General features: G+C 61.8%; 25 protein-coding genes. 11 read left to right on the top strand and 14 right to left on the bottom strand.

Annotation, left to right across the window (positions count from 1 at the left end):
- Nucleotides 1–239 precede the first annotated feature (239 nt).
- Both tnpA and D5261_RS02030 read left to right on the top strand, forming a co-directional pair.
- Nucleotides 240–647, top strand: coding sequence for an IS200/IS605 family transposase (tnpA, locus tag D5261_RS02035; protein ID WP_119323928.1), 408 nt, complete (start codon nt 240–242; stop codon nt 645–647).
- A gap of 7 nt (nt 648–654) precedes the next feature.
- Nucleotides 655–1,116, top strand: a complete 462-nt coding sequence (locus D5261_RS02030) for a hypothetical protein (RefSeq protein ID WP_125206249.1) — start codon at nt 655–657, stop codon at nt 1,114–1,116.
- Between the two features lie 12 nt (nt 1,117–1,128).
- Here the strand turns inward: D5261_RS02030 and D5261_RS02025 are convergent, their stop codons facing one another.
- Complete coding sequence (locus D5261_RS02025) at nt 1,129–1,377, bottom strand: hypothetical protein (protein WP_119323905.1); 249 nt, start codon at nt 1,375–1,377, stop codon at nt 1,129–1,131.
- A 364-nt stretch (nt 1,378–1,741) separates the two neighbouring features.
- Between D5261_RS02025 and D5261_RS02020 the strand changes: the two genes are divergently transcribed.
- The 4 genes from D5261_RS02020 (at nt 1,742) to D5261_RS02005 (ending at nt 6,983) form a co-directional block, all read left to right on the top strand.
- Nucleotides 1,742–2,911, top strand: a complete 1,170-nt coding sequence (locus D5261_RS02020) for a LamG domain-containing protein (RefSeq protein WP_119323906.1) — start codon at nt 1,742–1,744, stop codon at nt 2,909–2,911.
- Between the two features lie 214 nt (nt 2,912–3,125).
- Complete coding sequence (locus D5261_RS02015; RefSeq protein WP_119323907.1) at nt 3,126–4,304, top strand: LamG domain-containing protein; 1,179 nt, start codon at nt 3,126–3,128, stop codon at nt 4,302–4,304.
- 162 nt (nt 4,305–4,466) lie between these two features.
- Nucleotides 4,467–5,654 (top strand): LamG domain-containing protein, encoded by a 1,188-nt coding sequence (locus D5261_RS02010; RefSeq protein ID WP_119323908.1) that lies wholly within the window; start codon nt 4,467–4,469, stop codon nt 5,652–5,654.
- A gap of 150 nt (nt 5,655–5,804) precedes the next feature.
- Nucleotides 5,805–6,983 carry a LamG-like jellyroll fold domain-containing protein gene (locus D5261_RS02005; protein WP_119323909.1) on the top strand — a complete coding sequence of 393 codons (1,179 nt, stop codon included), beginning with the start codon at nt 5,805–5,807 and terminating at the stop codon, nt 6,981–6,983.
- A 92-nt stretch (nt 6,984–7,075) separates the two neighbouring features.
- Here D5261_RS02005 and D5261_RS02000 read toward each other — a convergent pair whose 3' ends face one another.
- From D5261_RS02000 to D5261_RS01990, 3 genes are all read right to left on the bottom strand, one after another.
- A complete protein-coding gene (locus D5261_RS02000; protein WP_119323929.1) occupies nt 7,076–7,804 on the bottom strand; it encodes a DUF1559 family PulG-like putative transporter in 729 nt (242 codons plus the stop codon).
- A gap of 254 nt (nt 7,805–8,058) precedes the next feature.
- On the bottom strand, nt 8,059–8,331 hold the full coding sequence (locus tag D5261_RS01995; RefSeq protein WP_119323910.1) for a hypothetical protein: 273 nt from the start codon (nt 8,329–8,331) through the stop codon (nt 8,059–8,061).
- A gap of 97 nt (nt 8,332–8,428) precedes the next feature.
- Nucleotides 8,429–9,004: a hypothetical protein gene (locus D5261_RS01990; RefSeq protein ID WP_119323911.1), complete on the bottom strand. Its 576-nt coding sequence runs from the start codon at nt 9,002–9,004 to the stop codon at nt 8,429–8,431.
- 29 nt (nt 9,005–9,033) lie between these two features.
- Here D5261_RS01990 and D5261_RS01985 point away from each other — a divergent pair, with 29 nt between their 5' ends.
- Nucleotides 9,034–9,441 (top strand): transposase, encoded by a 408-nt coding sequence (locus tag D5261_RS01985; RefSeq protein ID WP_119323912.1) that lies wholly within the window; start codon nt 9,034–9,036, stop codon nt 9,439–9,441.
- A gap of 9 nt (nt 9,442–9,450) precedes the next feature.
- Here D5261_RS01985 and D5261_RS01980 read toward each other — a convergent pair whose 3' ends face one another.
- From D5261_RS01980 to D5261_RS01940, 9 genes are all read right to left on the bottom strand, one after another.
- Nucleotides 9,451–9,702 carry a hypothetical protein gene (locus tag D5261_RS01980; RefSeq protein ID WP_119323913.1) on the bottom strand — a complete coding sequence of 84 codons (252 nt, stop codon included), beginning with the start codon at nt 9,700–9,702 and terminating at the stop codon, nt 9,451–9,453.
- A gap of 97 nt (nt 9,703–9,799) precedes the next feature.
- Nucleotides 9,800–11,014, bottom strand: a complete 1,215-nt coding sequence (locus D5261_RS01975) for a CAP domain-containing protein (RefSeq protein ID WP_125206250.1) — start codon at nt 11,012–11,014, stop codon at nt 9,800–9,802.
- A gap of 235 nt (nt 11,015–11,249) precedes the next feature.
- Nucleotides 11,250–12,278, bottom strand: coding sequence for a tetratricopeptide repeat protein (locus D5261_RS01970; RefSeq protein ID WP_119323915.1), 1,029 nt, complete (start codon nt 12,276–12,278; stop codon nt 11,250–11,252).
- Complete coding sequence (locus D5261_RS01965) at nt 12,275–13,036, bottom strand: ABC transporter ATP-binding protein (protein ID WP_119323916.1); 762 nt, start codon at nt 13,034–13,036, stop codon at nt 12,275–12,277. The genes D5261_RS01970 and D5261_RS01965 overlap by 4 nt, the downstream gene beginning before the upstream one ends.
- A gap of 165 nt (nt 13,037–13,201) precedes the next feature.
- Entirely contained in the window at nt 13,202–13,492 is a 291-nt protein-coding gene (locus D5261_RS01960; protein ID WP_119323917.1) for a helix-turn-helix domain-containing protein, read from the bottom strand.
- A gap of 121 nt (nt 13,493–13,613) precedes the next feature.
- The gene (locus D5261_RS01955; RefSeq protein ID WP_119323918.1) at nt 13,614–15,059 is read right to left on the bottom strand and encodes a carboxypeptidase-like regulatory domain-containing protein; all 1,446 of its coding nucleotides are present in this window, start codon (nt 15,057–15,059) and stop codon (nt 13,614–13,616) included.
- Between the two features lie 9 nt (nt 15,060–15,068).
- The gene (gene csaB, locus D5261_RS01950; RefSeq protein ID WP_165864524.1) at nt 15,069–16,172 is read right to left on the bottom strand and encodes a polysaccharide pyruvyl transferase CsaB; all 1,104 of its coding nucleotides are present in this window, start codon (nt 16,170–16,172) and stop codon (nt 15,069–15,071) included.
- Nucleotides 16,169–18,160: a DUF5693 family protein gene (locus D5261_RS01945; protein ID WP_119323920.1), complete on the bottom strand. Its 1,992-nt coding sequence runs from the start codon at nt 18,158–18,160 to the stop codon at nt 16,169–16,171. Before D5261_RS01945 ends, csaB begins: the two co-directional genes overlap by 4 nt.
- Before the next feature lie 46 nt (nt 18,161–18,206).
- On the bottom strand, nt 18,207–18,998 hold the full coding sequence (locus tag D5261_RS01940) for a rhomboid family intramembrane serine protease (RefSeq protein ID WP_119323921.1): 792 nt from the start codon (nt 18,996–18,998) through the stop codon (nt 18,207–18,209).
- Between the two features lie 252 nt (nt 18,999–19,250).
- Between D5261_RS01940 and D5261_RS01935 the strand changes: the two genes are divergently transcribed.
- The 4 genes from D5261_RS01935 (at nt 19,251) to rbp (ending at nt 22,589) form a co-directional block, all read left to right on the top strand.
- A complete protein-coding gene (locus D5261_RS01935) occupies nt 19,251–19,979 on the top strand; it encodes a hypothetical protein (RefSeq protein WP_119323922.1) in 729 nt (242 codons plus the stop codon).
- A gap of 263 nt (nt 19,980–20,242) precedes the next feature.
- Nucleotides 20,243–21,253, top strand: a complete 1,011-nt coding sequence (locus D5261_RS01930; protein WP_119320268.1) for an alpha/beta hydrolase — start codon at nt 20,243–20,245, stop codon at nt 21,251–21,253.
- Nucleotides 21,232–21,918, top strand: coding sequence for a PAQR family membrane homeostasis protein TrhA (trhA, locus tag D5261_RS01925; protein ID WP_119320267.1), 687 nt, complete (start codon nt 21,232–21,234; stop codon nt 21,916–21,918). The genes D5261_RS01930 and trhA overlap by 22 nt, the downstream gene beginning before the upstream one ends.
- Before the next feature lie 236 nt (nt 21,919–22,154).
- Nucleotides 22,155–22,589 (top strand): RNA-binding regulator, encoded by a 435-nt coding sequence (gene rbp / locus D5261_RS01920; RefSeq protein ID WP_119320266.1) that lies wholly within the window; start codon nt 22,155–22,157, stop codon nt 22,587–22,589.
- Between the two features lie 85 nt (nt 22,590–22,674).
- Here rbp and D5261_RS01915 read toward each other — a convergent pair whose 3' ends face one another.
- A complete protein-coding gene (locus D5261_RS01915; protein WP_165864015.1) occupies nt 22,675–23,472 on the bottom strand; it encodes a DUF1559 family PulG-like putative transporter in 798 nt (265 codons plus the stop codon).
- Between the last annotated feature and the right edge of the window lie 36 nt (nt 23,473–23,508).

Genomic DNA, 23,508 nt, shown 5'->3' with positions numbered 1-23,508 from the left:
CGCCGGTCGTGAGACCGGCGGGTTTTGTTTGTTTGCGTTCTCTGTTTGCGAATGACACGGGAACGCAAATCATAGTGAGGTGTATGCAACGCACGTCGTTAGGCCGGCGAATTCATTCGCGCCTACAAGTACGGTCACCCGCCTGCGCGGGTTCAGAGGAAATCGAAGGGGTATCTTCAATTCGAAAAACTTAATATTTGGGTTTCCGGATTGTGCATTGGTCTAAGAGTATCAAGACTATGAGAGCAACACATACGGAACTATTTGTTCATTTGGTTTGGGCGACATGGGATCGTCTGCCGTTTATCACGGCCGATATTCGGCCGAATGTTTATCGACTTCTGAAAGATGAATGCGAGAAGCAGGGAGGCGAGGTTCTTGAGGTGGGTGGGGTGGCGGATCATGTGCATGTTCTGGTGCGGATTCCAGCAACGGTGACTGTCGCGTGGATGGTAAAGCAAATGAAGGCCGTCAGTTCTTATGCATTGAATATCGCTTCGCAAAATGGCAATATTTTCAAGTGGCAGGGCGCTTATGGAGCGTTCACGCTGCGGCGGCAAGATATCGGGTATATTCGGGCGTATATCCAGAATCAAGAAGCGCATCATCGTGAGCGAACGCTTGATCCCGATTTAGAGTTAGTATAGGTTTAGCATGAATGAGACAGAGCCGCCGCATTGGGTAAATGCGGAGACCGCCTTGAGTTTGAAGATTATGCTGAATCTGCCGCCAGATCGTGCTGCGTCTCAAGACTGGGAAATTGTTTGTGCTGACGCAGATCGCCTGCCCGAATTCTTTGATCTCTACGAAAATGGCGATTTTGATATCAACCATAAGCACGGTATGATGGAATTGATCGTCTCTTCGTTTGACGATTACCTGTGTGAACCCGATTTGAAAATCAAAGATAGAGAAGCATTCGAAGTGCGGATCGAGCGTCTATTGCGTCAGAATTTTTTAATTCATCTCCACACAATTCGATACTGGTGCAGAGTTGATGTAGAAGAAACAGATACCGATCCTGACCACGTTTTTAACGTAACGCCAATGATGCGGCGTATCTGGGCTGATTGTTTCAAGCCTGAATATCAGAAATGGATGAAGGATTATGAGTAACGGTTTCCACCACTACTCGCTTCTGATATCGTGAAACACAACTTCCCGCCCGGCCGACAACAAATAATCCACGTTGTTAGTATCCGGATCGCGCCCCATCGCCTCAAATCCCACGCGCCACACACGCTCTTTTTCCGTCTCCAAATACAACTCAACGGCGTTAATGATCAACCGATCGACGCTGACGTTTTGGCGGGAGGCTTCTGCCTTAACCTTCTCATGTAAATCGACGTTAATGTGGAATGGAATTGTGTCCGACATCGCGTTACCTTTCTGAACCCGCGAAGGCGGGTGACCGTACTTGTAGGCGCGAATTCATTCGCCTGCCTAACGACGCGCCACGCATACGTCTTACATCCACGCCATCAGCCCCGGTAGCCGGAAGTCCTCCGGCTGCAAGAAATCTCTTTCGTGTAACTCCACCTGGATCTCCCCCACAACCCTGCCACGTCATTTTGCCAGGAAATTGAAAATATTGCTTGAAGTAGTATATTTATTGACACCTGCAACAAACCCGCTTGTCTGCTAGGTAAATCAATGGTAGAATGTGGAGGATATGCAGGCGCAGGACCATTAATCTTGTTATCTGTATGAAAAGATATTATTGTTGTTCAGGAGTGACGCCATGATCGAGCCGAGGTTTTGGGTGGCGATGCGCATGACTGTCGTCGCGGCGCTGCTGATGGCGACTTTGAGCGCGGCCCATGCGATTGACGACCCTAACGCGGATGGCGCCGCTGCGCCTGGGACGGTTGTCAAGAATGATGCGGCGGGCTGGATGTGGTACGGCATGATCCCCTATGAGAACGCCGCGCTGCCGGACGGCGCCGCGCACGCGGGCGGTCCGGGGACATACGCCATGTACACGTTCCAGGGCTCGGGCGTCGATGTCTATGGCATGCGGGCGATGACGGTGGTGGCGGACAAACGGACGCACCGGGTGGGCAAGGTCAAGATTTCGATTGACGATCAGGAGCAGGCGACCATCGATGTCGGCGACACCAACATCGATTATCACGCCAAGATCTTCAGCGTTAAGGGGCTGGCGGCGGGCAACCATGTGATTCAGATCACGCCGGTCGGCGGCTGGGCCGTGGTGGACTCGCTGGAAATCACAGGCGACTCGGCGGCAGGCGGGGCGAAAGGGATGTCGATCGGCGGCGAAGCGCTGAAGAAGCGCCTCGTGGGGTACTGGCCCTGCGACGAGGGCGCGGGCGCGGCCGTGAAGGATCTCTCCGGCCATGGGCATAACGGTTATCTGATGGCGGGCGCGGCGTGGACCTCCGACGCCAAAGGGGGAGCGAGCGCGCTCTCCTTCCCCAAACCGGGCGGCGTTGAGATCGACGAGCCGATTGTAGACACCTCGGCAAGCTATACCGTCGCCGCCTGGGTGAAGCTCACCGATCTCACGAAATATCAAACGTTCGTCAGTGTGGATGGCGGAGAAAAGAGCGGGTTTTTCTTGCAGTACACAACGGACAGCAACCGCTTTTCCCTGTCCCTGGATCCAGGGCGGACGTACTCGATTGCGGCCGCGCAAACCGGAGTCTGGTATTACCTTGTCGGAGTTTACGACTCCAAGGCGCGCGCCTCCACGCTCTATGTGAACGGCGAATTCCAGACCACGTCTCCCGTGCCCGCCGCCTACCGCGCCTATGGGCATACCGTGATCGGGCGGGCGAAGTATCGGGGGAATTATACGGATTTCGTGACCGGGAGCATCGACGAAGTGCGGCTTTACGATACGAACCTCTCGGCCGACGACGTCATGGATCTTTATCTCGCCGGGCGTTAATCCCAGGGGCGCCGATGAACGTCCCGTGAGTTTCTTGCCGGGTTTCCAAGGCGATCGAGATTTTCTATAAATCGTTAATGCAATGTACTGACAATTATTCATTCCCCGCTTGTCTGCTAGGCGAATTAATGGTAAAATGAGGTGTTGAATACGCATTCATTCCTCGTGTGTTTATCTGTATGAAAAGATATTGTTGCCATTCAGGAGACAAGCCATGATCAAGCCGAGTTTTTGGACGGCGATACGCGTGGCCGCCGTGTGCGCGCTGGCGGGGACGACGCTGGGAGCCGCCCAGGCGGTGACCGATCCGAACGTGGATGGCGGCGCCGGGTCGGCGGCGACGGGAACTGTCGTCAAGAACGATGCGGCGGGCTGGATGTGGTACGGCATGATCCCCTATGAGAACGCTGCGCTGCCGGACGGCGCCGCGCACGCGGGCGGGCCGGGGACGTACGCCATGTACACGTTCCAGGGCTCGGGCGTCGATGTCTATGGCATGCGGGCGATGACGGTGGTTGCGGATAAGCGCACGCACCGGACGGGCAAGGTCACGATCTCTATCGACGACAAAGAGCAGGGCACGATCGATCTGGGCGACACCAACATCGACTACCACGCCAAGATCTTTAGCATCACCGGTCTGGCCGCCGGGAACCATGTCTTACAGGTCAATCCGGTCGGCGGATGGGCGGTAGTGGATTCGCTGGTGATCAGCAGCGCGCCGGGGGAAACCAGCTCGCACGACGCCTCGGCGGCGGCGGAAGTGGGGAAGTCGCACCTGGTGGGCTATTGGCCCTGCGATGAAGGCTCCGGGACGACCGTGGCCGACAAATCGGGACGCGGGCAGACCGGGTACTTCCAGGCCGGCGCGGCGTGGACGACCGACGCCAAGGTCGGACGAAGCGCGCTCTCGTTCCCCAATCCCGGCGGCGTCGAGATCTCCGGGCCGGTCATCGATACGACCAAGAGCTACACCGTCGCCGCCTGGGTCAAGCTGGACAAGCTGAGCGGCTACGAGACATTTGTCAGCATCGACGGCGACGACAAGAGCGGCTTCTTCCTCCAGGTCCACGCCGACGGGAATCGATTTACGTTCGCCCTGGACCCCGTCCACGCGTTCGCGCCGGTCTCGCCGCAGCCCGGACAGTGGTATCACCTGGCGGGCGTCTACAGCGCGACCCGGCAGACGCTGTCGGTCTATGTGAACGGCCAGCTGGAAGCCACGGAGCGCGCTCCGGCCGCCGCGCGGGCCACCGGCAATACCGCCTTCGGACGCGCGAAGTACGGGGGCAACTTCACGGACTTTGTCTACGGCGCCATCGACGACATCCGGATCTACGATGTCGCCCTGACGCCTGTCGAGATCGACTCGCTTTATAGCGCCAACAAGTGACGCGTACGCACAGGCAATCGGGCGCGCTTTGGCCGATTGCCTGCTTTTTCAGGTTACCGCTTGATCCATTGGTGATTAAATGGTAATATTTGATGTGAACGCGCTTTGGCGGCTCTCGTATAATTTGTACGAAAAGACATCATTGTTATTCAGGAGAGAACCATGATCAGCCAGTGGGTGAAGGCGACGTGCGCGGCCGTGACGGCGCTGCTGAGCCTCGCCGGCGCGACCGCCGCGTACGCCGTGACCGACCCAAGCGGGGATGCGGCCGCCTCCGAGGAAGCCCAGACGATCGTCAAGAACGATGCGGCGGGGTGGATGTGGTACGGCATGGACCCGTACGAGAATCCCGGGCTGCCGGACGGCGCCGCGCACGCGGGCGGGCCGGGAACGTACGCCATGTATACGTTCCAGGGTTCGGGCGTCGATGTCTACGGCATGCGCTCCATGACCGTTGTGGCGGATAAGCGCACGCACCGGACGGGCAAGGTCAAAGTCTCCATCGACGATCAGGTGCAGGGAACCATCGATGTCTCCTCCACCGATACCGACTTCCATTACAAAATCTTCAGCATCAAGGGACTGTCCGGCGGCAACCATGTGCTGCAAGTCAGCCCGGTCGGCGGCTGGGCGGTGATCGATTCCCTCGCCGTCACGGCGGGCTCCGACGGCGGCGGAGGCGCCGCCGAATCGGCGGCGGCGAACCTGGTGGGAAAAGGACATCTGGTGGGCTACTGGCCGTGCGACGAAGGCGCGGGCGAGACCCTCGCGGACAAGTCCGGCCACGGACACAACGGGACGTTCCAGGCCGGCGCCGCCTGGTCGAAGGAAGGCAAGATGGGGAAGGGCGCGGTTTCGTTCCCGCAGCCGGGCGGGGTCGAGATCCCCGAGCCGGTCATCGACACCTCTAAGAGCTTCACGGTGATGGCCTGGGTCAAGCTGAATAGCCTCACCAGCCTGAACGGCGGGTTTCAAACCTTCGTCAGCATGGACGGCGCGGACCAGAGCGGCTTCTTCCTGCAAACCCGCGACGACACGCACCGCTTTGGGTTCACCATGCACCCGTATCACGCCGACGCCACAACCCCTCTGGTTGTGGGCCAGTGGTATCATATCGCGGGTGTCTACGACGCTCCCACGAAGACGCTGGCGATCTTCGTGAACGGGAACCTGGAAGGCACGACCAAGATCCCTGCGCCGACCCGCGCCAACGGGACCACCGTCATCGGCCGCGCCAAATTCCTGGGCAACTACACTGATTTCGTCGCCGGCAGCATCGACGAAGTCCGCATGTACGACGCCGCCCTGCTTCCTCCCGACATCAGCGCCATCTATAGCGCTGGCGGCTAAACACCCCTCATTATTCACCCCCGACTGGACGCGCGCCGGCGCTCTCCATTTGTGATTTTCGCGGTTCAATGGTAAAATAAGGCGGTTCGCGCTGAAGCGAGCCGCCTTAATATTGCCGCGTAAACATGGGCTTCGGCCTGGGAGAGAGTAATGATTTCGAAACGCAGCAGGGTATTTTGGGCGGCCCTGGCGCTGACATGCGCCGGCTTCGGCGCCCTTCGCGCTCCGGCGGAGCCCCCCTCCGCCGACCCTCCGGAGACCGTGGTCAAGAACGACGCCGCCGGCTGGATGTGGTACGGCATGGACCCTTACGAGAACGCCGCGCTGCCGGACGGCGCCGCGCACGCGGGCGGGCCGGGGACGTACGCCATGTACACGTTCCAGGGCTCGGGCGTGGACGTCTATGGCATGTGCGCGATGACGGTGGTCGCGGACCGGCGCTCGCATCGCGTGGGCAAGGTCACCGTCTCGATCGACGACAAGGATCAGGCGACGATCGACCTGAGCGCGGCCACGACCGACGCCCATTTCAAAATCTTCAGCATCACGGGACTGCCGGCCGGCAACCATGTGATCCAGATCACGCCCGTCGGCGGCTGGGCAGTCATCGATTCGCTCGCCATCAAGGGCGGGGGAACACCCCCGGCGGGATCCGAGAAAAATTCGGGCGGCCCGGACGGCGCCGCAGGCGCGGCGTCGGATCTCAATCGTCATCTGGTGGGCTACTGGCCCTGCGATGACGACTCAAGCCTTGTCGTGAGCGATCAATCGGGTCACGGGCACAGCGGCAAACTCCAGGCGGGGGCGGCATGGTCCGGCGACCGCAAAATGGGGATGTCGTCCATCACCTTCCTGCATCCCGGCGGCGTCGAAATCCCCGGAGCCGTTGTCGATAACACCAAGAGCTTCACCGTCGCCTGCTGGGTCAAACTCGCCAATCTGAACAGCTTCCAATCGTTCGTCAGCCTCGACGGCCCCGAGCAAAGCGCCTTCTGTCTCCAGATGCGCCAGGACACGCGCCATTTCGCCTTTTCCATGGACCCCGAACACGCCGAGTCCGTCACGTCCGCCGCCATCGGCCGGTGGTTCCACCTCGCCGGCGTCTACAGCGCCGCGAACAAGACCATCACCCTCTTCGTGAACGGCGCGCAGGAAAGCGTCTCGCACGTCCCCCCACAACAGCGCGCCGACGGCCCCACCGTCTTCGGCCGCGCCAAAGCCGCCGGCGGCTTCAGCGAATTCGCCACCGGCGTCATCGACGAAGTCCAGCTCTACGACACCGCCCTCGCCCCCGTCGATATCCGAACGATTTACAGCATGGGCCAGTAGAAGCCAGCTTGTCTTGCAAAAAAGAAACCCGTCCCAGCATGAAAATACTGGGGCGGGCTTGCTTTCAAACGAAACTCTGACCGAGTTCGTAATTACTGGCTCTTGGCCGGATCAATGAACGGACTGCCGCCGTAGAAGAAGGCGCTCAGTCGCATCGCCTTCACATGCCCATCCACGAACGCGACGTTTGCGAGGTCTGTATGCCGCGCGAGAGGCGCGCACCAGTTGCCGTCGCCGCCGGACATATTGCCGCTCTTGTCAAACTGATTGGTTGTGCCTCCGACGGGGTCCGCAAAAAACAGACAGCCATCTTTCACGGCTGTGTTCGGTGTAACAAATGGGGCGGTATTCATGGACGTCTGCCCCTTATCAACGATGTATACGGTGCCTGCCGGCGCGTTGAAGCTTGCCAAAGGGAGGCCAATGTTCTCATATCCAGTCTGCATCGCATCATAATTGATAGCGTAGCTATTATGGAATCTGGGACCGTAGTTTGGGTCATCGCTGGAGAACGATGTGCTCGTGCCGCTGTCGTCGGGGCACTTGAATACCTGCTTGCTCTTGATGTAGGACTGAATAACCTGCCCCCAATGAGGAGCGGTTGTCGGGAAAGGAATCCAGCCGCCCGGCGTGATTTCGTCATTGTCTTGCGTATACTGCATAACGCCCAAGCCAATCTGACGGATATTGCTGGCGCAGCTAATCTGCCGCGCTTTCTCACGTGCTTTGGCGAAAACCGGGAAGAGAATGGCTGCAAGAATCGCAATGATCGCGATGACAACGAGTAACTCAATCAGAGTGAACCCTGAATTGCGTTTCATAGTGTTTTGTCTCCTGAGGATAGTATTGATAATGTCATGAAGATCGGGGGCAAAAAACTCTCAGCGCCTCATATCTTTATGTGTCTATATCATAGCGGATTACGAACGTCTGGTCAATGTGATAAATGTGATTACGCATGTCATTTGGTGATTGATTCTGTTGGCGGCGAGAAAGCCATGGGGATGAAGTATGGGGAAAGCGATGGAACGCGCGGCGTGGCGCGTGCCCTGCGCCGCACGTTCTGAGTAATTCTTTACTGCGTCCTTCGCGCCCCGGACGGGGTGAAGTTCTTGGCGCGCTGCGCGGCCGCTTTGCTGATGGCCTTTTGGTGAGCGACGAAGCCTTTGTTGATTTGCCGGGGAGTGAGGTCCTGCTCGGTTCGCTTCGCGTATTCCTGAACGCGTGGATGATCCTGGACGTAGCCGAACTCGGCCGGCGGCGCGTGGTATTCGTTGGAGGCGCCGTGCGTCACATTGGGCTGATAGCGTCCCGCCGACGGCGGGGCGTGCTGGTATACCGACGACATATCGCCCGGTTTGATGCCCGTCTGAGCCTGGCACGGGACCGCGAGTGCGGCGACGAGGCTGAGCGCCGTCAGAGCGCGTTGCGCGTATTACGTTTGGCTATGGGTGAAAGTTCTCATACTGGGGATTTTCCCCGCGCCGCATCTCTTGAAACGCCTCCCGGCGACTCATCTCCGCGCTCACGATCAAGCCGACGCCCACGGCCAGCAGCGCCGCCGCGCCAAGGATCAGGGCGAAAACCGTCAGCGGGCTCCCCACGCCGTAACGTACGATGTCGCTCTGGGCCGCCATGCTGTGATAAACCGTCGCACCGGCGCCGCGCAGGAACAGGCGCATCGCCAGCCACGCCGCGCCGCCGATGGCGAGTACGCCCGCCTGCATCTTCGGCAGCCAGTCCGGCATGGATCTGCCCCCAAAGAGACTGGGAATGGATTTGGAGTTGAGCGGGACTTTGTAGGGAATTCTGAGATTTCTTCCAGCGTAAATATAAACGGTGTACACGCCGCGCTGCTGCTGATAAATCTCGTCGCGCATCTTGCGCGCCGCGTCATTGCCCGGCGCGGCCTCCAGCACCGTTTGCAGCAAATAATACGCGTCCACCGGCCGTCCTTCGACCCGCAGCCGCACCGCCTTCATCAGCATCGAGAGCTGTTCGTCCTCAGTCATCTCCGCCATCACATTTCCCCATCCAGGTACAATAAAGCATGCGAACAAAGAAGACGGAGCTCTATGTCCATCTCATCTGGAGCGCCTGGGGCGGCGAACCGGCGCTTGCCGGCCTGGACCAATCCCGGCTGTACGAATTTATTCAGGAAATCGCGGCCCAAATGAGCGTCGAAGCCCTCGCCGTGGGCGGGACGGACAATCACCTGCACCTGCTGGCGCGCATCCCCAGCACTCTTCCCGTCGATCATCTCGCCGCGCATCTCAAAGCCGCCGCCGCGCAGCATGTCAGCCATGCCTTGCCTCCGGAAACCCGGTTCCGCTGGGCCGCCAACTACGCCGCCTTCACCGTCTCCAAAAGCGAAACGGCGGACCTCGCCGAGTACATCCGCCGCCAGCCAGAGATTCATGCCGGCGGCCAGGCGCTGCCGGCCAGGGAAATGGATTAGGAGCCCATCTCACCCGCGATCGCCCCGCAGCGGCCTCCAGGCGAGCGCCAGAGGGCGATGATGCGGCAAATGGGACATTCCATGCGTCAGCATCACAATGACGGCGCAGGCGGTGAGCGCCATCGTCATGCAGGAAGAGCAGCCAATGTCCATCAGGAAGCTGAAAAGCCAGTCGAACAGCAGAAGGTCCATGATGGCGCGCAGGCATCCGTCGGGCTCTTCGGGAGCGCCGGCGCGGCGGCGTTCTTCTCGGCGTAACATGGGCGTGGCTCCTCAATCGTCGGCGACTATTGAAGGGTGAGACACAGCATGGCCGAAAAGGTTGCAGGCGTGGCGAGGGAATTTCGCGGCGGGAGATCTACTTGCTCGTCGCCAGTTCGCCCTTGGGGCGAAGGGTGCCGCGCGCGAGTTCAAGGTCGGACCCGGAGCGGGTGGTGAACTTCCACTTCTGGGAAAGATCCGCGCCGCTGACGGTGGCGGCCTTGACGGTCACGACATAGGTCGTCTGAGGCTTGAGCGGGTGCTGAGGGATGACGAACAGGCCGTTGCTGAGCGCGTTGTCGTTGGCGGGCGTGTTGACGTAGCAGGGGACGGGGACGCCGGACGCCGTTTGCAGCGAGGCCGAGGTCACGCTGATCTTTTCGCCGTCCGGACTGAAATAGAACATCGTGATGATATAGCCGACCGGCTTGGTGGCACCCCACAAGCGCAGCGGATCGGGAGATTCCGGAGCGGACCACTGGATCGGCACGCCGGTCTCGCCGTCGAAGGGGTAAAAGACGGTTCCCTTTTTGCCGGCGACGCCGAACTCCAGCGTCGTCTTGTCCGAGATGGTCGCCGCTCCGAAGTCGCCCGGGCCGGGCTGCAGGAACGGCGCGCGGTGGTAGGGGGCGTCGAAGAGATCCAAAATCGAGTCCGCGAACGAGACAATGCCGCTGCTGACGTTTTCGTAGTTGACGTAAGGATAGCCATGCGCGGAAGCGCGTTCCCCCGGCGTTTTTCCCGTGAACCCCGCCAGCGTTGGCGTCTCGGTATGGCCGAACTCCTTGTGCGTGTCGAGATACTTCGTGTGGTCCATCGCGGCGCCGCAGAGGCTTGCATTGAGGGCAAAGGCCGGCAAAGAGATGAACTGGCGGATGTCGTTCACGACCGCGAGCGCGTCCTTTTGATCGGAGGTCGCGGCCGGCATCGACGCCACCGCGCCTTCCGCCACGACGAACGACCATTCCTGGTCGATGGTGCAGTCGTCGCTGAAGTAAAGCGTGCACTTCACCGTATACGATCCGGGGGTGAGGTCCGAGTCCGGCTGCGCCGTGACGGCGGACTTAGCCGCGTCGAACTGCGCGGAGACTTCCTTATCGTTGAGGGAAAGGGTGACCTTGGTGATGTGCGCTTCGCCTTTGGGAACCACACGCCAGACAATATTGGGATGCGTCACGAGGATCTTGCCGCTGGGGCTCGGCGGGTAGGCGGCGCATTCGGCGCCGAACGCGGCGTGCGCGACAGCGCCCATCAGCAAAAGCGGTAGGAGCGATTTGGCCCAGATAAGACTTGTCCGAGATATTCTTCTCACCCGACACAGTTCCTTGTGCAGCGTGCTTCGGCCGAGCCGTTGGTTACCCATCATGAGTTATTTTTCACGGTAACGCAATCACGCCGCTCAATGGCTGGTCAATTGGGACAACCCGATAGAAACCACCCGGGCATAGAATTAATGTCCGCACGCTTAATTGCGATTATATTATACTCCAACTTTAGCGACCGGCCATGAAACCGCGACTCATCCATGAAATATTTCTGACAAGCAATTAATCCGCATCGTCTTCGGGATCGGGCTTGGGCGGCGGGACGTTTTGCAGCAGATTCGACTGCGTCTGCGCGTCCGCGTAATCGGGATGGAGCAGGAGCGCGTGGCGCAGCTCGGTGCGCGCGGCGAACGCGTTGCCCATCGCCAGATACACCATCGCCAGGTGGTAGCGGATTTCCGCCACATCCGGCGCGCCGGCCACGGCGTCCATCAGGCTCATCAGCGCGGCCTGATAATTTCCCTGCCGATACTGCACCCAGCCGATCGTATCCTGGATGGCCCCGAGTTTCTCGTTCGTCACTTCTTCCGGATGGCCCGATGTCTGTTCCTGAACTTTCGTCAGCTTCAGCGCCTGGTTCGCCAGGTCGAGCGCTTCCTTCAGATGCGGCTTGTTGTTGGTGACCGCGAAGTGATAAGCCAGGCCGTTTTGCGGGATCGGATCGGTGGAGTACGTCGCGATCCCCTTGCGGTAGTTCAGCTCGCCGTTCACTTCATCGCCCGCATCGAAATAGGCCTGTCCGAGCTGCGCCGTCAGCTTCCCGTCGATCTTCGCTTTCGGCTTTCGCATCGCCAGGTCAACTTGCGCCGCCATCATCTTGGCGTCTTGAGTCTTCTGCGCGGTCTGCCCCAATCGGTCTTCCGCCTCCACCAGCAGCTCCCAGGCTTCGATATCGCCCGGAAACTTGCGCGTGGCGTCGCGCATATAGGAGATCAGCGTGGGATCGTCTCCCACCACGTCGAAGATCAAGCCGATGCTGATGGTGGGAGCGCTCCCGAAAAACATCTGCTGCGGAGTATTCGCGTCGATTTCAAGCGCCCCGGTATAGGTCTCCTGCTTCTTGGGATCGACCTGAATGGCGCGGTCGGCCCAGACGCGCGCTTCCTGGGTCTTGCCGATCTGCGCCTGCCGCGCACATTCGACCAGATTGTCCTGAATCTTGCTGTTCGCCTGCATGTCGGCGCTGCATCCGGTGAGCGCCAGTGCGGCGAGGGGGGCGCTCAGCAGCGATAGTCTGCGTTTGGTGTTCATGAAAGTTCCGTTTCGATCAACGCGCCGACCGCCGCCGATTCCGTCAGGGCGAGGAAGACGTCTTCCAGGCGGCCCAGAGCCGAATCGTGCGTCAGCTCCGCCGGACTGCCCAGCGCGACCAGCTTGCCGCGATGGAACACGCCGACGCGGTCGCAGATCTCGGCCGCCACTTCCAGCGTATGCGTGGAAAGAAAGACGGCGACTCCTCGTTCACGGCATAGATTTCTGAGAATATCCTTGAGACGGCGGATGCTGCTGGGATCGAGGCCGACGGTGGGCTCGTCCAGAAACAGCGCCTTCGGCTCGTGCAGCAGCGCGGAGGCCATCGCCATCTTCTGCCGCATGCCGCGCGAAAAGCTGCCGATCAGTTGATCGCCCTTGCCCGCAAGGTCCAGCATCTCCAGCAGCCGATCGATCTCCTGCGCGCGCGGTCGTCCCGCCGGCATCCCATAAAGGTCGGCGATAAAGTCCAGAAACTCGCGGCCGGTCAGCTTCTCATAAAGAAACGGATTGTCAGGAATATACCCAATCCGCTGTTTCGCCTCGCGGGACTGCGCCTGAAGGTCGTAGCCGGCGACGCGCGCCGAGCCGCTGGTGGGCGTCAGCAGCCCCACCAGCATTTTGATCGTCGTCGTTTTACCGGCCCCATTGGGGCCAAGAAATCCAAACAGCTCTCCGGCCGGCACCGACAAAGTCAGCGCATCGACGGCGCGCACGCCGCCGTCATAAGTTTTCGTCAGGCCCGCCGCCTCAATCAATCGTTTTCTCCAAAGTTTGCCCGGTAAGCAAAATACAGCGCTTCGGATATTATAGCATAAGGGGACACACAAAAATCGGGCGGGAGACTTTCGTCTCCCGCCCTTTTGGGGTTGCCTGCGGCATTGCGAACGATAATTGCCTGATTGCGACGAAAGACGAGATCGTCAGTCGGCGAACTGGGCCTCGTACGGGATCAATCCGAGACGGGTGGCGCGGCGGAACGCCTGCACCCGATTGCTGACATGCAGCTTGTCATAGACATTCGCCAGATGGAAATCCACCGTGCGCTTGCTGACAAAGAGCGTATCCGCCACTTCCCGACTCGATTTCCCCTGGATCACGTGCGTTAGAACTTCAATCTCACGCTTTGTCAACTTGACGTTCTGTTGATCGTCACCGACTACCGGGGATTGCTGAGCTAAAACGGCGTTCGAGGGGACAGACATAGCTGCCATAGAACTCGCTCCTTTCGCTTGCCGCCTCCGGTATTAATTATGGCGATGCCCGGAAAATTCATTACCTGTAAATTTGCCGGGTATCGTGGTATGATAGGCGACTTTCTCGCGCGATCCGAAATCATCGCACATGAACGTTCGTAATTTGACTTACGCTAATCTCCGCTCCGCTATCCGCCGAGGCCGCCGCCACGATCCAGTAGTCTCCCGTGGTGAAGTTTCCAGGGAACGTGTACGAACGGGCCGAGGCCGCCAAGGTTGTGTTCTTCGCGATCGGGACCGAGCCGTCGGTGGGATATTCGTTGTAAGCGAACACGGCGTACGCCGTCGCGCCGTTTACAGATTGCCAGCTCACGGTCAATGGATTATTGAGCGTCTGGTTCTGGCCCGGCTGGCTGAGCAGCATTTGGCCCAGCGGCACGACCGTCGCGGTGTTCGACAGGCCGGTTTCCGAGCTGTCCGTGTTGACGGCGCTGACGGCGAAGCGATACTGCTGGTCGGCGAAGTACGACGGGTCCAGATCGGTGAAGGTATTCGCGACCGGGTCCTGGAGGAAATCGTAAGCCGTCAGCGCGGCGTTGCCGTCGCCTCGGTAAACCCGGAAGCCGGACAGGCTGGTGCGCGAGGACTCATCGAAGAAGAGGTCCACCGAGACCGCGTAGCTGCCGAAGCCGGCCACATGGCTCTGCGTGCGCAGCGCTTTGATCTGAAGCGCCGGATGCAGTCCGCTGACAGCCTGGGCGTACGCCGGGCTCAGCGTGCGCCGGATCTGGTTGTACACACTTCCCTGGGACGCCGCGTGCGCCTGCGCGCCGCTTCGGGCGTTCGCGCTCAGCGCCGTGGACGGCTGCGTGAAGGACTGCGCCGAGAGGTTCGTCGGCGTCAGCGTGCTCTGGTTGAATGACCGCGCCAGCCCAAAGTTCATCGTGCGCGTCTGCCCGCTGCTCAGACCGCTCAGATTCGACGTCCCATTCTGATATCCCAGCAGGGACGCGGTGAGCGTGTAGGAGGGATTGGTCGTGGGGACGTTGGGGATCCGATAGTTGCCGTTGTTATCCGCGAAGGCGACCAGCGACTGCACATCGCCGTTCGAAGTCGGGGAGGAGACCGGAACGCCGAGGAAGACGCGCGCGTCGCGCAGCGGCCGGCCGCTGCTGTCGCTGACGGAGCCGACGATTGTCGCCTGCTGGCCGGACGGCGAAAGCTGGATGATCGCGTTGGATGTCGTCGTGCTGGAGTTGGTCAGCACCTGCGTGCTGCCGGTATAGTTGGCGCCGGCGACATTGGTCTGCGCGTAGAGGCGATGGACGCCGGGCGCCAGATTCGTGAGCTGGAAGCCGCCCTGCGACAGCGTGGTCGTCTGGTTGCCGTCGTCGATCGTGACGATCGCGCCGGGGATCGGGCCGCCGTCGGAGCCGACGACTTTGCCGACCAAAACCGCCGTATTGGGATCGCCGCCACCGCCGCCGGGGTTGCCGTTATCCAGGCCGCCGCCTCCGCCGCAGCCGGCCAGAAACGCCGCGAAGAAGCCGAGAGCGATCAGCCTGGCTGGTTGCACTGAAGACATCGTTTGATCCTACCTTCGTCGAATGAGATCCAAAGCTATTTCCGCATTCCGCATCGCCGAAGCGCGCAGCGGGGGCAGCGCTTCATGAAGCCGTCCGGCGCGCTCGGCGCGTTCGGCCCAGACCCTGGCGATCGTTTGGTCGAGCGCCGCCTGATCGGCGGCGTGAACGTCCAGAACGGCGTCCTCCTGCCCCGTGGAGCGCATGAACGCCCCGACTTTGGGGTCGTACGCGAGCGCCGCTGAGGGAACGCCCGCCGCCGCGGCGAGAATGAGCGCGTGCAGCCGCATGCCGACGACCATCTGACTGGAGCCGATCGCGGACAGCAGATCCGGCAGCGGCAGCGGCGCGTCGGCCGATGCGGGAAGGGAAACGGTCTGTTGGTCGCTTGTCTGACGCCATTGCCGCGCGAACTGTTCCATGGGCGCGAAATCCGATTGCGGCTGCATCGCGACGGCGATCGCGCGCGCATTCGGCGCGCCAATCGCGGACGCCTTCGCGACCATCTCCGGCAGCGATTCCGCGCTCTGCGCCCAGGGACGCAGAGACACGGCGATCTGGCCTTCTCGTGTCCCAGTACTGGGAGCGCGGGAGGTGAGCAGCAGGGCGGGATCGGCGGTGACTTCCATGGGCGGCCGGCTCACGCCGATTTCGCGGAGCAGGGCGAGGGACTCTGGGTCGCGGACCGTGACGGCGTCCAGACGGTTGGCGACCGAGGCGACCATGCGGCGCGTGCGCGGACGGATCAGCGGGCCGATTCCCTGCGCGATGAACATCGTCTTTTTGCCCAGGATCTGGGCAAGACGCACGACGCCGAGATAGTAAAAGACCCCGTGCGCGCTGGTGACGTCTTGCAGCAGGCTGCCGCCGCCGCTCAGCAGCAGATCCGCGCGCCGGAGCGATTCTATCAGCGCTTTGACTTGATAGCGATGGCTGGCCGTGACGCTGTGGGTCGCCGCCGTTTCCTCCGGCGCGATGCTGAGCGCGTCGATCGTCAGATCGGCGCCGCCGCCGGCGCGCAGGGACTGGATCAGGCCGGCGAGGACGGCTTCGTCGCCGGCGTTCGCGAAGCCGTAATAGCCGGAAAGGGCGACGCGCGGCCCCCGGGCGCTCAAGACGCGCTCCGGACCGTCTGCGCGCCGTCCTGGCGGCGCGCGATGGCGAGCGCGACGGCGTACAGGATCGCGCCCACTAAAGCGCCGAGCGCCCATCCGATCAGCGCGCGCAGGCTGGAAAGCAGCAGCGGCGTATGCAGGTGGCAGAACGTGTCTTGCAGGGACGACTGGCCGATGGCGCCGACGATTAGCAGAGGGACGATCGCCTTTTTGAACCTCCCGGAAGCGGCCGCCGCGAGACCGAACAGCAGGGCGGGGTGGCCGAGCAGGAACTCCTTGGTGCGGGGACGGACCAGCAGATACTTATCCAGCAGGGCGCGCATCTTCAGCTCGCTCGCGGAGACGCCGACGCCCGGATCGTTGCCGCTGCGGGCGACGAACAGCGCCAGCGCCACCAGCGTGACGATTCCCAGCACGACCTGCCCCAGCAGCAGCGGCTGCGCGGCGAGGGCGCGCAGCTGCGCGAGAATATGGTCGCGCCGCGCGCTCCATGGCGCGTGGCGGTCAAACTGGAACAGCCCCAGGCCATAGTAAAGGGCGACGAGAAGAACGGGCGCCACTAAGACGGCTTTGACTCCGAGGAACTGATCGATCTTCAGCAAGAAGATGCGCCCGGAGAGGAGGCCGACGACGATCAGCACTCCCGCCAGCGTCGAGATCGTGATGCGGATATATTCGCCCAGCGCCTCCGCGAGAATCCAGCGCGTCGACTTGCTGTTGGCTTTCGTCAGAGCGCGCACAGGCATGACGCAGAAGCCCAGCGCCGGGAAGATGCAGGCGGCGATCAGCGCCAGGATCTCCCGCCCCTTCATGGACAGTTCGGGCCAGGCGAGGCCAAGGCAGAGCAGGACCGCGACCGCGGCCGCGATCGCGAACGCCGCGCCGTCGATCCCCGTAAAGGCGCGCAGCAGCAGCAGCAGGCCCGCCGCCACGCCCAGTCCCATCAGCAGGCGCGCCCATTTCGGCGGCGTGGGATCGTCGGCGTACGGATGCGCGGGACCGCCGACGGTCTGATGCGCCGTGTAAATCCCGTCCACGATCTTCGCGAGGAACTTCGTGTTCGCCTGGATCACGTCCGGCTCGCCCACCAATCCGTTGATAAAGAGGCGCACATAGCAGACCCGGATATTGCGCTCCTTAGCGGCGCGCACGAAGCGCTCCTGCGCGGTCGGCTCGTCCATCGTTCCCATCTCATCGTTGCCGATGCTGTGGACGCGCACCATATCGGGCGCCGCCATCCGGGACAGATCCGCGTCGCCGAGCGTCTTCGCGAACTCGACGCTGCCGTAGGTAAAGCCGTTCTGATGGATCGCGTCGGCGGTCGCTTGAAGCAGCGGCCGGTTGCCGAGCACGGCGGATCCCGAGAAGATCAGCGGTCCGGCGCCGCCCCGGCACTGCTGTTTGACCTTCGCGAGCTCCCATGCAATGCTTTGGGCCGTGACGCCCGTATAGTTGAGCAGGCGGGGCGCCACGAGCAGATGGTTGCGCCGCACGGTCTGCACGACGGTGTCGTCCAATCCGATCGGCAGGCCGTTGAACTGCGCCCACGGCGCCTCGACTTGCAGCGACCCATTCGGCAGCTTGGCGACTTTCAGGCGCATCTTGTTCTGGAAGGCGTCTTCGACGCGCTGCTGCTGATCGGCGAATCCGGGCGTGAACGTCAGGATCGTATTGTTGCCGACACGGCTGTAGCTGAGCACGCCGTTGCCGCGCAGCGATTCCAGCGTGTCCTCGCTGACGGCGATCGTGGTGACGCCCGCCAGGCGCTTGTGCGGACCATCGGTGACGTCGCCGGCGTGGTGCAGCTGTGTGAGCACATCGTCGATCGGCAGGCTCGTGGTGTTGGCGAGCTGCTGCGCGTCGGCCCAGTCCACGACAAGCTCAATGCGCCGGTTGCGCGATTCCGCCTTCAAGCGATGCGAGAATGTGACGCCGGCGGCGATGACGCCCAGAAGAATCAGCAGGATCAGGATCGTATTTTTTGACAATGGATGGTTCTCGGAAGTTAAAGTTCTTGAAAATGGCGGAGATCAATCACGAATAGCCCCGTTCGCTGGGGGGAATGGGGATCAGCGCCGCGCGCTTGCTTTGACGCTGGGCGAGGCGGCGGCCGCCGCAGAGCTGGATCAGAGCCAGCCCGGTGAGGAACCCGCCGATGTGCGCGAAGGTGGCGACTCCGCCGCCGCGCTCCATTCCGATCCCGACAAGCCCCTCGTAGACTTGAAGGGCGAACCAGAAGGCCAGGACCCAGCCGGCGCGCAGTTCGACAAAGAAGCCGAACCAACTGATCGGGACCAGCGTGAGCACGCGCGCGCGTGGATACAGCAGATAATACGCCGCCAGCACGCCGGCGATCGCGCCGGACGCTCCCAGCACCGGCGTCACCGAGTTCGGATCCGTCGCGATCTGGAGCAGCGCCGCCGCCAGCCCGCAGAGGAGATAAAATACGACAAATCGAAATCGTCCCAGCGCATCTTCAATGTTGTTGCCGAAGACCCACAGAAACAGCATATTGCCGCCCAGGTGCATGAGTCCCGCGTGCATGAACATGGAGGTAAAGATGGTGATCCAGAGCGGGTGGGGGCTGGGGCCATAGGTCAAAATGGCGGCGGGATGCTGCCCCGGCGCCAGCAGATGTCCGGAACTCGACAGCGCGACGCGCCCAACGATATCGACGTGGTGAGTCAATTCATAGGGGACAGCCGTCAGGGACGCGTCCAGGGGAAGCAGCCACTGCGCGATGAACATCACGACATTGAGCGCGATCAGAGCGATCGTGACGGCCGGGAATCTCTCCGTGGGTTGGTTGTCGCGCAGCGGGATCAAAACGAAATCTCCACCGGGCATTCTAGCATAGGCGCGATTGTGGTGTCAATTGCGGGGCGCGCGGCGGCGGGTAGGCTATAATGATAGGAATTGGGCCCTCACCCCCCGGCCCCCTCTCCCAATTCTGGGAGAGGGGGAGGCAGAGTTTTTGAGTTTTGGATTAATGATCCAAATTTTAACCCTCTCCCAGAATTGGGAGAGGGTGGCCCGAAGGGCCGGGTGAGGGCCGCTAATCAGAAAGGCCAATGACCTATGAGCGCCGAAGGCCCGATCGGCGAGATTGTGGAGACATCGACGACGACGTTCGTCGCGCAGTGTCTCGAAGTCCCGCGTGAAATTATTCCGAAGTTATATGACCCGCCGCCGTTCGGATCGTTCGTCAAGATCGGAAAGCCGAGCGCGTCGGCGCCCGCGCCGATCGCCGCCCTGACCGGGGACGCCGACGAGCCGGACCCGTTCGCGCTGCCGTTTGGCGAGACGCTCGCGCCCAAGGATATCGTGCTGCCGCCGGCGGTCTATGCGCTGGTGTTCGGATCGCAGACGGCGTCGCTGGAGCAGGGCCGTCGCCCGTCGGCGCTTGGCTATGAAGACGAGGAAGAACTGCGCGCGCAGCAGCCGCAGATCTTCGAGCTTCTGCGCACGGAGTTCTCAGGACTGCTGGTCGCCTACAGCGACGGCGACAAGGGGCTGCGCCGTCACCTGCCGCCGCGCTCGCCGCGCGTCCATAGCCGCGTTTATCCCTGCACGCACGAAGAAATCCGCGCGCTCACCAGCGACCTCTCCTTCCTGCGCGGCGTCCTGAACGGATCCGGCGCGCTCGGCGGCGCTCCCGCCGATGAGCTTGTCGCGGCGTGCCTGCGCCAGGCGGCTCCGGCGCAGTCGAACGAGCAGGCGTTTCTGCTGAAAGCAGGCAAAGCGCTGGCGGGATTTCTGTCGGAAGATTACGACCGATTGCAGGCGATTTTGAGGAGTGTGATATGAGGCTTTTGCGATGGATGCGCTATGACCTACTCCCGGCGTTCGACTTACCCTCGCGCTTTGGGCCACCCCTCCTGAGTGACCTACCCCGGCGCTTCGCGCCGCCTCTCCCTTTCTACCTACCCCCGGCCTTCGGCCGACCCCTCCCGCGGCGGGAAGGGTTTGTAAGAGACGCTCTTACGAAAGCCGCTTGCGAACTCAATCCTAATACCCTTCCCGCCGCGGGAGGGGTCGGCCGAAGGCCGGGGGTAGGTAGAAAGGGAGGGGTGGCGCAAAGCGCCGGGGTAGGTCACTCAGGAGGGGCGCTTGCGTCTGCGATTACTCTCATTTTCCTCACCTCCACACTCGCCTTCGCGCAGATCCCCGCAGCCCTGGCCGTCGATGCGGAGCGCGCGTACACAACGGCGCTGCCGCTCTACAAATACGACGCCCGGCAGCCGCTGGCCGCCAAGTTCGGAACAACGACCCACTTTCCCGGCGGGCGCGTTGTGACGCTGACCTATCGGAGCGTCAACGATGTGCGGGTGCCGGCGCTGCTGTATCTTCCCGACAAGGCGACCAAGGTGGCGCCGGCAGCGTGTCTCGTGCTGCTGCATGGTCTGGGCGGCAACAAGGAGTCGCTGGCGCCGCTGGGACAGCTGGCGGCGGCGAGCGGTTATGTGTCGCTGATCATTGACGAATACGGACATGGCGAGCGTGCGCCGAAGAAGGCGGATGGGACGCCGGCGGCGCCGCAGTTTACGATGGATATGATCGGAGGCGGGCGGCAGACGGTGCTGGACGTGCGACGGGGGATCGACCTGCTGACGTTGCGCCCCGATGTCGATCCCAAGCGGGTGGGGCTGATGGGCTTTTCGCTCGGCGCGCTGATCGGCTCGGTCGCGGCGGGCGTGGAGCCGAGGATCAAGGCGACGGTGCTGGTGTCCGGCGGGGGCGATCTGGCGGGGATCCTGAAGGCGCTGTCGGAGCGGGACGCCGTGGTGGGCGGACGCTCCATGGCCCAGTGGAAGGGCATGGACTGGAACATGACTCGCATACTGCTGCAATCCGAGGAGCCGGTAAACTTCGCGGCGCATATCGCGCCGCGCGCCGTGCTGATGGAGTGCGGTCGTCTGGACGATATCGTCCCGCCGTTCGCCGCGCAGGCCTTTTATGACGCGGCGACCAAGCCGGCGGACAATCATGTCCAGATCGACTGGTACGACAACGCCGGACACATTCCGCCGCTGCCCGCGATGGTCCCAAAGATACAGGCATGGCTGAAGACGAACCTATAAAGCCCGCCCCGGTCAAGCCGAAACGAGTCAACCCTTTGCGTGAGCCGTTCAGCGGCCTCTCGCACGGGGCGGGCGCGCTGCTGTCGATCGCGGCGCTGGTGATCCTGGTCGTGCTCGCGCGCGGCCGGCCGGCGCATGTGGTGAGCTATTCGATCTACGGCGCGACGCTGATTCTGCTGTACACGGCGAGCGCGCTGTATCACCTGCTGCGCGTTCCGCCCAAATACGCCGACCGCTTGATGCGCTTCGATCACACCGCGATCTATCTCCTGATTGCGGGGACATACACGCCCGTTTGCCTTTTGATGCTGCGCGGATGGCGTGGATGGGCGATTCTGGGAGCCGAGTACGGCCTGGCGGTTCTGGGAATCTGCGCGACCCTGTTCTGGAAATCCGCGCCGGAATGGGTGCGCGTGGCGCTTTATATCGTGATGGGCTGGCTGATCACGCTGGCGCTGGCGCGGCTGCGGGCGTCGCTGCCGCCGGGGATCGTCGAGTGGCTGCTTGCGGGCGGTCTGACGTATACATTAGGGGCGGTCGTTTTCGCCCTGGACCGGCCGCATTTGTGGCCGGGGAAGTTCAGCGCGCACGACCTCTGGCACCTGTTCGTGCTCGGCGGAAGCGCTTGTCATTTCGTCATGATGGTGCGATTTGTAACGTCGTAAAAATGACGAAAAATCGTAGGTTTCAATTATCCATTCCCGTGGTATACTGTGTGCGATACCGGGGCTAGTCCCGGTTGCCTTTTTACGGTTCAGCTCGCCGCCCGATTCTGTGACGCCCCGGCCCTTTCGCTCCGCGGATCCCGAGACTTTCACAAAGGCCGTCTTGCAACGTCTGATCAAGGCCAGTCCATTCCTATCGCGCGTTACGCGATCCGTGTTTCGAAAGGAGCCATTCGATGGCCACCAAACTTTACGTAGGCAATTTGAGCTACCAGACCACCGACCAGGAGCTGAACGATCTGTTCGCCGAGATCGGCAATGTCGTGAGCGCGCAGGTCGTTACCGACCGCTATACCGGCCAGTCCCGCGGCTTCGGTTTCGTCGAAATGGCGAGCGAAGATGAAGCGCAGCAGGCGATCACCGCGATGAACGGCAAGACCGTCGGCAATCGCGCCCTGACCGTCAATGAGTCCAAGCCCCGCGAAGGCGGCGGTGGTGGCCGTGGCGGTAGCGGCGGCGGTTATGGCGGCGGTGGCGGCGGCAACCGTGGCGGCGGCGGTGGTTACGGCGGCGGCGGCGGCAGCCGTGGCGGCGGTGGTGGTTACGGCGGTGGTGGAGGCGGTCGCGACAGCGGCGGCTACACCAGCGGCGGCGGCGGCAATCGCTGGTAATCGACCCTCGTCGATAGAACCCAAGAAAGGCCGGGCGCAGATGCGCCCGGCCTATCTTGCCTTGTTGAGAACTCCCGCGTGACGCTTAGTTGTAGCTGAATGTCCCCACATACGAGCTGCAGTCGCTATTGGCGGCCGTGCCGCTTCCCCCGCAGTCGCCGGAAGTCGTGTTGTTCATTCCCCCGGCGATATTTATTCCCCGAGTCCATTTGACGTGCCCGTCGCCGAACAAGAAGTTGGAGCCATCGGTGTGGCGTCCGCCCTTGCTGTTATAGTAGTTCGTCGGGCCATAAATGCCGCCGGCCTGGTTGCCGCTGTAGTAAGAGCCGGGATCGGCGATGCCGCCGAGCAGGCCCGTATCGTAGACGCCGCGCCAGAACGGTCGCGCCGTGCCGCTGCCGGACGCCGAATCGCCGTCCAAGGGATTGCTCGGATCGCACGGATCGTAAGCCGTTTCAAACAGCATGACCGTTTTCGATGGCGACTGCATCTGGGCGACGGCGAGGGGATAAAGCTGGTTTGCGCTTCCGTTCCAGCCGGACATGTCAAAGTTCGCGTTGAACCCGTAAGAAACGTGGGTCCCGCTCTGGCTGTCGTCCGGACAGGCATAAACGGCGGTGGACTTGATGTACGGGTAGATATTGCTCGCCCAGCCGCGTCCATACTGATACGCGCCCTGCGTTCCCGAAGGCATCATATCGTCGTTATCCTGCGAATACTGCATGAACGCCAGCCCCAGCTGCTTCTCGTTGGAAGCGCAACTCGTCTGCCGCGCCTTTTCTCGCACCTTTGCGAACACGGGGAAGAGAATCGCGGCGAGAACCGCAATGATGGCGATAACTACGAGCAACTCTATAAGTGTAAATCCAGATTTCGATTTCATGGTTGATCCTTAACCTCAGTGAATGCGTCACTCTGA

The organism is Capsulimonas corticalis (assembly GCF_003574315.2).
In the GTDB taxonomy this organism is placed as follows: domain Bacteria; phylum Armatimonadota; class Armatimonadia; order Armatimonadales; family Capsulimonadaceae; genus Capsulimonas; species Capsulimonas corticalis.
Note: the sequence above shows the minus strand (reverse complement) of the source record. Positions and strands in the feature narration are given on the sequence as shown.

Bases quoted from the DNA above. Each gene is read 5' to 3' on its own strand.
- tnpA (WP_119323928.1), top strand. From the start codon at position 240: ATGAGAGCAACACATACGGAACTATTTGTTCATTTGGTTTGGGCGACA.
- D5261_RS02030 (WP_125206249.1), top strand. From the start codon at position 655: ATGAATGAGACAGAGCCGCCGCATTGGGTAAATGCGGAGACCGCCTTG.
- D5261_RS02025 (WP_119323905.1), bottom strand. From the start codon at position 1,377: ATGTCGGACACAATTCCATTCCACATTAACGTCGATTTACATGAGAAG.
- D5261_RS02020 (WP_119323906.1), top strand. From the start codon at position 1,742: ATGATCGAGCCGAGGTTTTGGGTGGCGATGCGCATGACTGTCGTCGCG.
- D5261_RS02015 (WP_119323907.1), top strand. From the start codon at position 3,126: ATGATCAAGCCGAGTTTTTGGACGGCGATACGCGTGGCCGCCGTGTGC.
- D5261_RS02010 (WP_119323908.1), top strand. From the start codon at position 4,467: ATGATCAGCCAGTGGGTGAAGGCGACGTGCGCGGCCGTGACGGCGCTG.
- D5261_RS02005 (WP_119323909.1), top strand. From the start codon at position 5,805: ATGATTTCGAAACGCAGCAGGGTATTTTGGGCGGCCCTGGCGCTGACA.
- D5261_RS02000 (WP_119323929.1), bottom strand. From the start codon at position 7,804: ATGAAACGCAATTCAGGGTTCACTCTGATTGAGTTACTCGTTGTCATC.
- D5261_RS01995 (WP_119323910.1), bottom strand. From the start codon at position 8,331: ATGTCGTCGGTATACCAGCACGCCCCGCCGTCGGCGGGACGCTATCAG.
- D5261_RS01990 (WP_119323911.1), bottom strand. From the start codon at position 9,004: ATGGCGGAGATGACTGAGGACGAACAGCTCTCGATGCTGATGAAGGCG.
- D5261_RS01985 (WP_119323912.1), top strand. From the start codon at position 9,034: ATGCGAACAAAGAAGACGGAGCTCTATGTCCATCTCATCTGGAGCGCC.
- D5261_RS01980 (WP_119323913.1), bottom strand. From the start codon at position 9,702: ATGTTACGCCGAGAAGAACGCCGCCGCGCCGGCGCTCCCGAAGAGCCC.
- D5261_RS01970 (WP_119323915.1), bottom strand. From the start codon at position 12,278: ATGAACACCAAACGCAGACTATCGCTGCTGAGCGCCCCCCTCGCCGCA.
- D5261_RS01960 (WP_119323917.1), bottom strand. From the start codon at position 13,492: ATGGCAGCTATGTCTGTCCCCTCGAACGCCGTTTTAGCTCAGCAATCC.
- D5261_RS01955 (WP_119323918.1), bottom strand. From the start codon at position 15,059: ATGTCTTCAGTGCAACCAGCCAGGCTGATCGCTCTCGGCTTCTTCGCG.
- D5261_RS01935 (WP_119323922.1), top strand. From the start codon at position 19,251: ATGAGCGCCGAAGGCCCGATCGGCGAGATTGTGGAGACATCGACGACG.
- trhA (WP_119320267.1), top strand. From the start codon at position 21,232: ATGGCTGAAGACGAACCTATAAAGCCCGCCCCGGTCAAGCCGAAACGA.
- rbp (WP_119320266.1), top strand. From the start codon at position 22,155: ATGGCCACCAAACTTTACGTAGGCAATTTGAGCTACCAGACCACCGAC.
- D5261_RS01915 (WP_165864015.1), bottom strand. From the start codon at position 23,472: ATGAAATCGAAATCTGGATTTACACTTATAGAGTTGCTCGTAGTTATC.